The 11,546-nt window shown below is 74.2% G+C and carries 7 protein-coding genes and 1 pseudogene; 1 reads left to right on the forward strand and 7 read right to left on the reverse strand.

Translation table 11 applies throughout. The features are described 5' to 3' along the window. Positions 1–438: 438 nt before the first annotated feature. A complete protein-coding gene (gene holA / locus ACFVXJ_RS07110) occupies positions 439–1,431 on the reverse strand; it encodes a DNA polymerase III subunit delta (protein WP_389659877.1) in 993 nt (330 codons plus the stop codon). A 79-nt stretch (positions 1,432–1,510) separates the two neighbouring features. Between holA and ACFVXJ_RS07115 the strand changes: the two genes are divergently transcribed. After that, entirely contained in the window at positions 1,511–1,753 is a 243-nt protein-coding gene (locus tag ACFVXJ_RS07115; protein WP_389659880.1) for a hypothetical protein, read from the forward strand. Positions 1,754–1,788: 35 nt separating this feature from the next. On the opposite strand, the gene ACFVXJ_RS07120 is transcribed toward ACFVXJ_RS07115, so the two are convergent. From ACFVXJ_RS07120 to leuS, 6 genes and pseudogenes are all read right to left on the reverse strand, one after another. Continuing rightward, positions 1,789–2,670, reverse strand: a complete 882-nt coding sequence (locus tag ACFVXJ_RS07120) for a YceI family protein (RefSeq protein ID WP_389659883.1) — start codon at positions 2,668–2,670, stop codon at positions 1,789–1,791. Between the two features lie 136 nt (positions 2,671–2,806). Then, positions 2,807–5,152, reverse strand: a pseudogene (locus ACFVXJ_RS07125) (ComEC/Rec2 family competence protein); the annotation flags it as partial. A 23-nt stretch (positions 5,153–5,175) separates the two neighbouring features. After that, a complete protein-coding gene (locus tag ACFVXJ_RS07130) occupies positions 5,176–5,874 on the reverse strand; it encodes a helix-hairpin-helix domain-containing protein (protein WP_389659885.1) in 699 nt (232 codons plus the stop codon). A gap of 517 nt (positions 5,875–6,391) precedes the next feature. Continuing rightward, positions 6,392–7,237 carry a DegV family protein gene (locus ACFVXJ_RS07135; RefSeq protein WP_389659888.1) on the reverse strand — a complete coding sequence of 282 codons (846 nt, stop codon included), beginning with the start codon at positions 7,235–7,237 and terminating at the stop codon, positions 6,392–6,394. Between the two features lie 235 nt (positions 7,238–7,472). After that, complete coding sequence (locus ACFVXJ_RS07140) at positions 7,473–8,186, reverse strand: hypothetical protein (protein ID WP_389659891.1); 714 nt, start codon at positions 8,184–8,186, stop codon at positions 7,473–7,475. A gap of 159 nt (positions 8,187–8,345) precedes the next feature. Beyond that, a complete protein-coding gene (leuS, locus tag ACFVXJ_RS07145; protein ID WP_389659896.1) occupies positions 8,346–11,216 on the reverse strand; it encodes a leucine--tRNA ligase in 2,871 nt (956 codons plus the stop codon). Positions 11,217–11,546: the final 330 nt, after the last annotated feature.

The raw sequence follows: 11,546 nt of genomic DNA on the forward strand, positions 1-11,546 counted from the left end.
GGCCACCAACCGGGGCCGCCCCCCCCCCCCCCCGGGCGTGCGGGTCCGGGGGCCCCCCCCGCACCTCCCGGTCCGGGTGGGGGGGGGGGGGCCCCGGCCCCCCCCCCCCGGAGACCGCCACCCGGCCAGGGGCCAGGACCGCAGGCCGGTACACCCGCCGGGGGCGCGCCTGAACGGCCCGGCACCGCTCAGGAGCCGACCGGTCATCCGGCCGGCCCGCCGGATCGGCGCGCAGGCCGGCATCACCGCCTACCGCCGGCGCCCTGTGCCGGGTCTCGCAGCCACCACCGAGGGGCCCGGACGTCGGGCGCACCGGGCGACGCACCGCTACGGGGCACCACCTCCGCGGCGCTGGGTGCGCAGCGGTGGCTTCCCGACCGGCCGGCCCGAGGCCACGTTGGGTCGTACGGGCGGGCGGCCGACTGCGCCTGACACCACCTAACGGCGTTGGGGGCGGGCCGCGCGGGCGACCGCTACGACCGCCTTCTCCAAGGCGTACTCCGGGTCGTCGCCGCCGCCCTTCACCCCCGCGTCGGCCAGCGCCACCGCGCGCAGCGCCTCCGAGACGCCGTCCGCCGACCAGCCCCGCATCTGCTGCCGGACCCGGTCGATCTTCCACGGCGGCATGCCCAGGTCCCGCGCGAGATCGCCCGGGCGGGCCCCGCGCGGCGCCGAGGCCAGTTTCCCGATCGCCCGTACCGCCTGGGCCAGCGCGCTGGTGATCAGCACCGGCGCCACACCGGTGGACAGTGACCAGCGCAGCGCTTCGAGGGCTTCCGCCGCCCGCCCTTCCACCGCCCGGTCGGCGACGGTGAAGCTGGAGGCTTCCGCCCGACCGGTGTAGTAACGCCCGACCACGGCCTCGTCGATGGTTCCCTCGACGTCCGCGCACAGTTGCGCCGCCGCGCTCGCCAGTTCCCGCAGGTCGCTGCCGATCGAATCGACCAGGCTCTGGCACGCCTCGGGGGTGGCCGAACGCCCCAGCGTCCGGAACTCCCCCCGCACGAACGACAGCCGGTCCGCCGCCTTCGTCATCTTCGGGCAGGCGATCTCCCGGGCACCGGCCTTGCGCGCCGCGTCCAGCAGGCCCTTGCCCTTGACGCCGCCGGCGTGCAGGAGGACGAGGATGATCTCCTCGTACGGCGCCGCGAGGTACGCCTTGACCTCCTTCACCGAATCGGCCGACAGGTCCTGCGCGTTGCGCACGATCAGGACCTTGCGCTCGGAGAAGAGCGAGGGGCTGGTCAGCTCGGCCAGCGTGCCGGGCTGGAGTTGCTCGGAGGCGAGGTCCCGCACGTCGGTGTCGGCATCGGCGGCCCGCGCCGCCGTCACCACCTCCCGTACGGCTCGGTCGAGCAGCAGGTCCTCCTGCCCCACCGCGAGGGTGAGCGGGGCGAGCGGATCGTCGGTGGGGTTCTTCCTGGTGGCCATCGCCTCCAGCATCCCACGCCCCACCGACAACCCCCCTCCCCCGATCCCCGGCGACAACCCCGTCCCGGAGAATGGTCGGGTGAACGCGCGACATGTACTGGTCCTGCCCGACCGCGACGCCGCCGAGGAAGTGGCGACCGAGATCGTCGACCGCTTCGGCCTGCCCGAGGAACCTCAACTGGTCCGCGACGCCCTCGCCGGTGAGGACGACGCGGAGGACGCCCAGTGGCTGGTGGTCGTCGAGGACCCGCAGGAGAAGCTCGATCCCGGTTCGCTGGACGACCTCGCCGCCGCCTACGAGGGGTGGCTGGAGGCTCCCTGAGCCCCGCCCCGACCCCGGCCCCCGGCCCGGCCTCCTCAGGCTTTGTGGACGATCTGGATGTCCAACTCGACCTCCACGCTCGCGCCGATCGCCGCGACCCCGTGGGCCAGCACCGACTGCCAGTTCAGCGCGAAGTCCTCGCGGTTCAGTTCCGTCGTGGCCCGGCACGCGGCCCGCGCTTCGCCCTGGAGGCCCGTGCCGTTGCCCAGGTAGCGGGTGTCCAAGGTCACGGAGCGGCTGACGCCGTGCAGGGTCAGGGCGCCCGCGACGGCCCAGCGGCTGCCGCCCCGGTGGATGAAGCGCTCGCTGTAGAACTCCACCGTGGGATGGCGCGTCGCGTCCAGGAAGTCCGCGGAACGCAGGTGGTCGTCCCGCATCCGCAGCCCCGTGTCGATGCTTCCCGCATCGATGATCACGCGCATGGAGGAGTCCTCCATCCGCTCGGCTATCCGTACCCCGCCGGCGAAGGTGGTGAACCGGCCGTGGATCCGGGCGAAGCCGATGTGCCGTGCGGTGAAGGCGATCGAGGAGTGCGTGGGATCGAGTTCCCAGTGCCCGGGCGCGGGCAGCAGCGGCGGCTCCACGGCGTCCAGGACGATCTCCGCCGTGCCGCGCTGCGCCGGGTCCCCCACCAGCGTCGCCCCGTGGAAGGGCGCGTAGCCCTCGGCGGTGACGGTCAGCCGGTACTCCCCCTCCGGCACGGCTGCGGTGAACCCGCCGTACGGATCGGTCTCCCCGCCGACGACCCGGCGGCCGATCGGGTCGGTCACCTCGAACTTCGCCTGGCGCACCGGCTGGTGGACCGTGTCGAGCACCCGGCAGCTGAGCAGTCGGGCCGTGTGTGGCAGCGTGAGCGTCGCGGCCGTGTGGGAGGCGGCGCTGCCGCCCGTCTCCATCCCCCGTCGGCGTCCGAACATGGTTGATGCACCCCCGTGCGTTGTGGACTTTGACCGTTCCGGCGAAGACGCATTCGATCATGCTGCCGGTTCGGGGGCAAACAGAAGGGTCGCGCCCGGTATGCCCGCGCCGTCGGCGCCGCCGGCCGGCCGGAAAGGCTCGTAGCCCTGGGCCGCTTCCCACGACGGCCACGCTGCCGTCGGTGTCGGTGCGCAGCACGACCGTCCCCATCGCCCGCAGCCGGGCGAGCGTGGCGGGCGCGGGATGTCCGTACCGGTTCTCGGAGCCCACCGGTACGAGCGCGATCCGTGGCCTGACCCGCGCCTGGAGGTCCGGGTCCTGGTGGGCGGAGCCGTGGTGGGCGACTTTCAGCACGTCCACCGGACCGAGCTCCGGATGTTCCCGCAACAGGGCCTGCTGGGCCAGTGGTTCGAGGTCACCGAGGAGGAGCAGCGTCAGGCCGGAGGTGCGCACCAGCAGCGCGACGCTCGCGTCGTTCGGTCCTTCCGTCGGCGGCCCGCCGGGCGGCGGCCACAGCACCCGCCACTCCACCGGCCCGGTCCGCCGCCGCTCGCCCGCCACCGCCGCGACGACCGGCACCTTGCCCTCGGCGGCCGTGCGCCGGACGAACTCGGCCTGGGCGGCGGGTTCCTCCAGCGTCGTCGTCTGGATCGCCCCCACGGCCCGGCCGCGCAGCACCCCGGCGAGACCGCCCACGTGATCGGCGTGGAAGTGCGTCAGCACGAGCAGCGGGATCCTGCGCACGCCCAGGTCCCGCAGGCACGCGTCGACCGGTCCGGGCTCCGGTCCCGCGTCCACGACCACCGCCGTGCCCGGTGCCACGGCGAGGACGGCCGCGTCCCCCTGCCCCACCGCGCACTGGACGTAGCTCCAGTCGGACGGTGGCCAACCTTTGAATGTACGGATGAGCACGGGCGGCCTGAGTACGGCGGCGAGCAGCGCCACGGCCAAGGCGGAGCAGAACCACCACCTGCGCCCCCACCGGACGCACAGGCCGAGCACGCCGGCGGTGGCCGCGACCAGCAGCGCACCGCCCGCGAACCCGCCGGGCCACGCCAGCTCCGCCCCGGGCAGCGCGGCCCCGGCGCGGGCCACCCCCGCGATCCACCCGGCCGGCACGCCCGCGCACCGGGCGAGGAGTTCCGCGGCCGGCATGCACAGCGGGGCCACCGCCAGCGTCGCGAAGCCCAGCACCGTGGCCGGACCCGCCGCGAGTTCGGCCAGCAGGTTGCACGGCACCGCCACCAGGCTCACCCGGGCGGAGAGCACCGCGACCACCGGGGCGCACACCGCCTGGGCGGCCGCGGCGGCACCCAACGCATCGGCGAGCCCGGGCCGCACGCCCCGCCTCCGCAAGGCCTCCCCCCAGCACGGCGCCAGGGTCAACAAGGCCCCCGTCGCCAGCACGGACAACAGGAACCCGATGCTGCGGGCCAGCCACGGGTCGTACAGGACCAGCAGCAGAACGGCGGCGGCCAGCGCGGGAACCAGCGACCTGCGCCGGCCGGTGGCCAGGGCCAGCAGGGTGATCGCCCCGCAGGCGGCGGCCCGCAGCACGCTCGGTTCGGGCCGGCACACCACCACGAAGGCGAGCGTCAGCGCCGCCCCGCACAGGGCGGTCGCCCGCAGCGAGAGCCCGAGGCGAGGCGCGAGCCCGCGCCGCTCGGCGTGCTGCGCCGCGGCCGGTGGCCCGATGAGCAGGAACAGCACCACGGTGAGGTTGGAACCGGATACCGCCAACAGGTGCAGCAGGTCGGTGGCACGGAACGCCTCGTGCAGGTCGGGCGGGACCCGGGACACATCGCCTACCACCAGCCCCGGCAGCAGCGCCCCGGCGTCGGCCGGCAGTCCCCGTGTCGCCTCCCGCAACCCGGCCCGCAGGGTTCCGGCGAGCCGCTGCGCCTCGTCCGGGCCACGCACCACCCTCGGCGGTACGTCCCCCGCCGGGCGGAGCAACGCCACCGCCCGCTCCCCACCCCGGCCCGGGGACAACCGCCCCACCACCTCGACCCGCGTCGAGGGCTGCAACCCCGCCCACGCCGGGTGCCCGGCCAGCACCCGCACCGGCGTCTCCACCCTGGTGCGCGCCCCGTCGGGGCCCGTCACCCGGGTCACCACCGCGTCCAGCGTCACCATCGGCGGCCCGCTCCCGGCCCCGACGCGGCGGGGATCGGAGGCGACGGTGAACTCCGCCAGGACCCGGGCGTGCTCCCCGGCCAGTCCGACGACGGGACCGGCCCGCGCCTCGGCCCGCTGTAGCCCGGCCACCCCGGCACCGGCGCCCGCGCAGAGCAATCCGGCGGCGACGGCCGCACCCAACCTCCACACCGGACGTGGCCTTCGACAGCCGGCCCACAGCAAGAGCCCCGCCGCGGCCACCGCCAGGCCCACAGCGACGGCGGTCCACCCGGCCGGCGCGTCGAGGGCGACGGCGGCCGCCGCCCAGGCCGCGAGCGCCGGCGCGGCGAGCCGCAGGTCCATCGGCGCGGCCCCCTCCGGGCGGTTCACGGCCGCACCAGCTTGCGCAGGTCGGAGAACCGGCGTTCGCCGATCCCGTCGACCTGCCGGAGTTCCTCCACCGAGCGGAAACCGCCCCGCGCGGTCCGGAAGTCGATGATGTGCTGCGCGAGTACGGGGCCGACCCCGGGCAGCCCGTCGAGCTGCGCGACGGTGGCGCTGCCCAGGCTCAGCGGGCCCCCCGGCGACCCGGGTCCCGGACCACCGCCGGCCGCCGGGGGCTGCGCGGGTACGCCCACCACCACCTGTTCGCCGTCCACCAGCACCCGGGCCCGGTTCAGCCCGGTCGTGTCGGTGCCCGGCCGCACTCCCCCGGCGGCGGCCAGTGCGTCCTCCACCCGCGCCCCGGCCGGCAGCGTCCGCACCCCCGGCTCCCGGACCTTGCCGCTGACGTCCACCACGACCCGGGTGCCCGCGGTGGGGGCCGGGGCCGCCGGCGCCGGGGTGGGGGCGGGTACCGAAGCGGGGGCGACGACGGCCGGCGCGGTCACCGGCCGCGGCCCGGCCGACCAGTACGACCGGCCCGCGAAGCCCACCGCCGCGACCAGCACCACCGCGAGCGCCGCCACCGTCCTCGGCTCCATCGCACACCGCGACTGCACCCACACGGGCAGCCGTTCGCGCACCGCGAGCCACCGCGCGCCCCGCCGGTCGAGTCGCGCCCCCGTCCCCACCCCGGCCGCCATGGCGACCGGCGCACGGCCGATGCCGGACTCGGAGTCGGCACCCCGGACACGAATCCCGGGCGCCGGACCCGGCACGGGATCGGGTACGGGTTCAGGCAGCGGATCAGGCAGCGGATCAGGCGGGGGATCAGGCACGGGACCCGGCAGGTGCGCAGGCGGCGGCGCCGTCAGGAGGGCTTCCGCCCGCCGTCGCACCGCCACGGGATCGGCGTGCGGCCGCCGTCGGTCGCGGAACCGGCCGTCGGACCGGTGGGGACGGCCGGGGCCACTGGTGGCGCCGGCTCGGTAAGGGGGCGAGGTACGCGTTCGTGGAGTCATGCCACGACGGTAGGGGCCCCTCCCGATCTTCGTTCGGAGGCTTCAATTCCGGTGGATGACCGGACGGTTGTGGATAACCCCGTCACCCGTTCCGGTGACCACCCGGCCGCCCCGGCACCCCGCTCAGCCACCGTCACAGCACCCCCACAGCACCCCCCACAGCGCCCACCACCGCAACCCGCCCTTCCGCTCCTTGAAATCAGCGCGGCGAGACGACGGCCGCCAACAGACCCGGCCCGGTGTGCGCGCCGATGACCGCGCCGACCTCGCTGACGTGCAGCTCGACCAGCCCCGGAATCCGTTCCCGGAGCCGTTGCGCGAGCTTCTCCGCCCGCTCCGGCGCCGCGAGGTGGTGTACCGCGATGTCGACGCTCCCGGTGCCGGCGCGTTCGACGGCCAGTTCTTCGAGACGGGCGATGGCCTTGGACGCCGTACGCACCTTCTCCAGCATCTCGATCCGCCCGCCGTCGAGGGTGAGCAGCGGCTTGACGGCGAGCGCCGAGCCGAGGAGGGCCTGCGCGGCCCCGATGCGACCGCCGCGCCGGAGGTAGTCGAGCGTGTCGACGTAGAAGTACGCCGACATGTCGGCGGCCCGCTTCTCGGCGGCGGCCACGGCCTCGTCGACGGAGCCGCCGCTCTCCACCACCTCGGCGGCGGCGAGCGCGCAGAAACCCAGGGCCATGGCCACCATGCCGGTGTCGACGACCCTGACCGGGACGGGGGCGGTCTTGGCGGCCACCACGGCGGCGTCCCAGGTGCCGGAGAACTCGGCGGAGAGGTGGAGACTGACGATCCCGGTCGCACCGGCGTCGGCGGCCGCCCGGTAGGCCCGGGCGAAGTCATCCGGACTCGGGCGGGACGTGGTGACCGAACGCCGCTTCTGCAGGGCCAGGGCAAGGCTGCGGGCCGAGATCTCGGTGCCCTCTTCGAGCGCCTCGTCGCCGAGCACCACGGTCAGCGGGACAGCGGTGATCCGATGCCGCGCCATCGCCGGTGGGGGCAGGTAGGCCGTGGAATCGGTGACGATCGCGACATGGCGGGACATGAGCGGGAGGTTACCGCCAGCGACCCCCCTCCGGCAGCCTGGCCCCCTCACAGGCTCCCCGCCCGCGGCCCCCGCAAGATCCAACGCCACCGCTCGGGCAACCCACGGGCCCCACGCGGGACAGGCCCTCCTCAGCCCGCCCCCAGCCCGCCCCCAGGCCGCCCTAAGGCCGTCGCCCCCGGCCGCCCCCGGTCCGCCACCCGGCGCCCTAAGGCCGTCGCCCCAGGCCGTCGCCTCAGGCCGTCTTCTCCGGCCGCGGCGCCTTCTCCCACGGGTGTCGCGGCTGCGGGGAGGCCGGTTTCAGGGCGGCGGGACCGGACTCCTTCGGGCCGCCGGGCCGGCGCTCGTGCTCGCCCGCCTCCCAGGAGGCGGCGGCCGCCGTGAGGTCGTCCACCGACTCCCGCGACCAGTCGCGCAGCGCGCCCGATTCCACCTCGATCTGCGCCGACAAGGCGGACAGTTCGTCCTCCGCGAAGCGCCGCGCGCGCTCCCGCGCCGCCCACCGCAGGGAGTCCGCCGACTCCGTGATCTTGCGGGTGCGTTCCCGCAGGTCGGGCAGGCCCTCCGCGATCCGCTTGCGGTCCGGCTCCTGTTCCAGCCGCTTCAGTTCGGCGTCCAGGTCGTGCCCGTGCTCGCTGAGCCGCTCGAAGAGGCCGATCGACTCCTTCAGCGAGGCGTCCGTCTGTACGCCCTGGTAGAGCGCCTGCTGCGTCGCCCGCATCGACGTGCGCAGGTCGAGCCGGAGCTGCGCCAGCCCCGCCGTGACGCCCACCTGGCCGAGGCTCCTGGCCCTGAGGGTCGTGTCCTCCACCGTCCGCCGGGCCTGCGTGAGCGTCCGGTCGACGCCGCGCTTCGCCGCGCCGACCGCCTTCACGGTGGCCCATATGCCGAGCCCCAGGAAAGCGAACAGCATCAACAGGGCAAAGATGATCAACGCGCCCGCCTCCATGAGGCTCCCTTCCCCTGCCTATTCCGTCCCTTCCACCGTAAACGCAGCGGGCAGGTCGGGGGTTCCTTTCGAACCCCCAACCTGCCCGTACGGGAAGACCCCTACACCGCGATCCACGGCCGTCGGCGCCGCGCTCGGCAGCGAGCCGGGTGTCGACGCTCAGATGACGATGTTCACCAGCTTCGGCGCACGCACGATCACCTTGCGGATCTCCGCTCCGCCGAGCGCCGCCACGACCGCCTCGTCGGCCAGCGCCAGCTGCTCCAGGTCACCTTCGGAGACCGTCGGCGGCACCTCCAGGCGGGCCTTGACCTTGCCCTTGACCTGGACGACGCACGTCACGCTCTCGTCCACGACGTACGCGGGGTCCGCGACCGGGAAGTCCTGGTGGACCACCGACTCGCTGTGCCCCAGCCGGTGCCACAGCTCCTCCGCGATGTGCGGCGCCAGCGGGGCGACGAGCAGCACCAGCCGCTCGGCGACCGAGCGCTCCAGCGGCCGGCCGGCCTTGGTCAGGAAGTTGTTCAGCTCGGTGATCTTCGCGATGGCGGTGTTGAAGCGCAGCCCCGCCATGTCCGCGCCGGCCCCGTCGATGGCCTTGTGCAGCGCGCGCAGGGTGTCCTCGGCCGGCTCGGCGTCGACGACGGTCACCGCGCCCGTCTCCTCGTCCACGATGTTGCGCCACAGGCGCTGGAGCAGCCGGTACTGACCCACCACGGCCCGCGTGTCCCACGGACGCGACACATCCAGCGGGCCCATCGCCATCTCGTACAGGCGCAGCGTGTCGGCGCCGTACTCCTCGCAGATCTCGTCCGGCGTGACGGCGTTCTTCAGGGACTTGCCCATCTTGCCGTGCTCGCGCTTGACCGGCTCGCCCTGGTGGAAGTAGCCGCCGTCGCGCTCCTCCACCTCGGCAGCCGGCACGTACACGCCGCGCGCGTCGGTGTACGCGTACGCCTGGATCATGCCCTGGTTGAACAGCTTGTGGAACGGTTCGGCGGACGAGACGTGGCCCAGGTCGAACAGCACCTTGGACCAGAAGCGCGCGTACAGCAGGTGCAGCACCGCGTGCTCGGCGCCGCCCACGTACAGGTCGACGCCGCCGTGCGGGGCGCCCTCGCGCGGGCCCATCCAGTACCGCTCGATCGCCGGGTCCACCAGCGCCGAGTCGTTGTGCGGGTCCAGGTAGCGCAGCTCGTACCAGCAGGAGCCGGCCCAGTTCGGCATGGTGTTGGTCTCGCGGCGGTAGCGCTTGACGCCCTCGCCGCGACCCAGGTCCAGCTCTACATAAACCCAGTCCTCGTTGCGCGACAGCGGGGTCTCCGGCTTCGAGGCGGCGTCGTCCGGCTCGAAGGTGCGCGGCGAGTAGTCCTCGACCTCCGGCAGCTCCAGCGGCAGCATCGACTCGGGCAGCGGGTGCGCGACGCCGTCTTCGTCGTAGACGATCGGGAAGGGCTCGCCCCAGTAGCGCTGGCGGCTGAACAGCCAGTCGCGCAGGCGGAAGTTGACGGTGCCTTCGCCGATGCCGCGCCCGGCCAGCCACTCGGTGATGCGGGCCTTGGCCTCGACGACGCCCAGGCCGTCCAGGGAGACGCCCTCGCCGGTCGAGTTGACGATCGTGCCGTCGTAGGAGGAGAACGCGTCGTCCCACTCCGCCGGGTCGGCGTCGCGGTCGTCGGAGGGCTCCACGACGCAGCGCATGGGCAGTTCGAAGGCGCGGGCGAAGGCGAAGTCGCGGCTGTCGTGGGCCGGGACGGCCATGATCGCGCCGGTGCCGTAGCCCATCAGGACGTAGTCGGCGATGAAGACGGGGACCTGGTCGCCGCTGACCGGGTTGGTGGCGTAGGCGCCGGTGAAGACACCGGTCTTGTCCTTGGCCTCGGCCTGGCGCTCGACGTCCGACTTGGCGGCGGCCTGCTTGCGGTACGCGTCGACCGCCTCGCGCGGGGTCGCGGCGCCGCCGGTCCACACCTGGTGGGTGCCCTCGGGCCACGCGGCCGGGACGATCTTCTCGACCAGCTCGTGCTCGGGCGCCAGCACCATGTAGGTGGCGCCGAACAGGGTGTCGGGGCGGGTGGTGAAGACGGTGATGGCGTCGGCGCCGACGGCGAAGTCGACGCGCGCGCCCTCGCTGCGGCCGATCCAGTTGCGCTGCTGGAGCTTGATGGCCTCGGGCCAGTCCAGGGCGTCCAGGTCGTCCAGCAGGCGGTCGGCATAGGCCGTGATCCGCATGTTCCACTGGCTCAGCTTGGCCTTGAAGACGGGGAAGTTGCCGCGCTCGGACCGGCCGTCGGCGGTGACCTCCTCGTTGGCCAGTACGGTGCCCAGCCCCGGGCACCAGTTCACGGGCGCGTCCGAGGCGTAGGCCAGCCGGTACTCGTTCAGCACGCCGGCCCGCTCGCCGGCGCTCAGCTCCGCCCAGGCACGGCCCCCGGGAACCTCACGGGAGCCGTCCTCGAAGGCGGCGACCAGCTCCGCGATCGGGCGGGCCTTCCCGGCGTCGGTGTCGTACCAGGAGTTGTAGATCTGCAGGAAGATCCACTGCGTCCACTTGTAGTAGTCCGGGTCGATCGTCGCGAACGAGCGGCGCTTGTCGTGGCCCAGGCCCAGCCGGCGGAGCTGGACCTTCATGTTCTCGATGTTGGCCTCGGTGGACACGCGCGGGTGCGTGCCGGTCTGCACGGCGTACTGCTCGGCCGGCAGGCCGAAGGCGTCGAATCCCAGGGTGTGCAGGACGTTGTGGCCGGACATTCGCTGGTGGCGGGCGAAGACGTCGGTCGCGATGTAGCCGAGCGGGTGACCGACGTGCAGGCCCGCACCCGACGGGTACGGGAACATGTCCATGATGAACTTGCTGGGGCGCGCGACGACCGCGGGGTCCCCGGCCAGGTCACCGGTCGGGTTGGGGGCCTCGTAGGTGCCCTCGGCGTCCCATACGTCCTGCCAGCGTGCCTCGATGTCGGCGGCCATGGCAGCCGTGTAGCGGTGCGCCTCGGCCGCCTCGGGGGCCGGGGTGTTCGTCTCGCTCATGATTTCTGAAGCTCCATCGATCGTCTCTGCCGTCTCTGCCTGCCCAAACGAAAAAACCCCTCGCACAGGAGGGGACGCCGCGCCGATGCCGACCGTCTCGAAGGGTCGGTACTGATCAGCGCGGCTCGGTAAGCAGAAGGCGTACGGCACGCATGGCGTCAGGGTACCGCAGCGGCCCCGACGCCCGCTCCGGCGTTCCGCACAACGAGAAGCGGGGGGGCGCCCCCCGGGGGGGCCGCGCGGGGGGCGGGGGGTGGGTTGAGGAAGGGTCGAAGGAGCGCCAGCCACGGCGGGCCGGGGGCGGCCCCCAGGGGGATAAGCGCCGGGGGC

It is taken from the genome of Streptomyces sp. NPDC058279 (assembly GCF_042881255.1).
Classification (GTDB): domain Bacteria; phylum Actinomycetota; class Actinomycetes; order Streptomycetales; family Streptomycetaceae; genus Streptomyces.

Excerpts from the sequence above, each read along its gene's own strand:
- holA (WP_389659877.1), bottom strand. The coding sequence starts at position 1,431 with ATGGCCACCAGGAAGAACCCCACCGACGATCCGCTCGCCCCGCTCACC.
- ACFVXJ_RS07120 (WP_389659883.1), bottom strand. The coding sequence starts at position 2,670 with ATGTTCGGACGCCGACGGGGGATGGAGACGGGCGGCAGCGCCGCCTCC.
- ACFVXJ_RS07130 (WP_389659885.1), bottom strand. The coding sequence starts at position 5,874 with ATGGCGGCCGGGGTGGGGACGGGGGCGCGACTCGACCGGCGGGGCGCG.
- ACFVXJ_RS07135 (WP_389659888.1), bottom strand. The coding sequence starts at position 7,237 with ATGTCCCGCCATGTCGCGATCGTCACCGATTCCACGGCCTACCTGCCC.
- ACFVXJ_RS07140 (WP_389659891.1), bottom strand. The coding sequence starts at position 8,186 with ATGGAGGCGGGCGCGTTGATCATCTTTGCCCTGTTGATGCTGTTCGCT.
- leuS (WP_389659896.1), bottom strand. The coding sequence starts at position 11,216 with ATGAGCGAGACGAACACCCCGGCCCCCGAGGCGGCCGAGGCGCACCGC.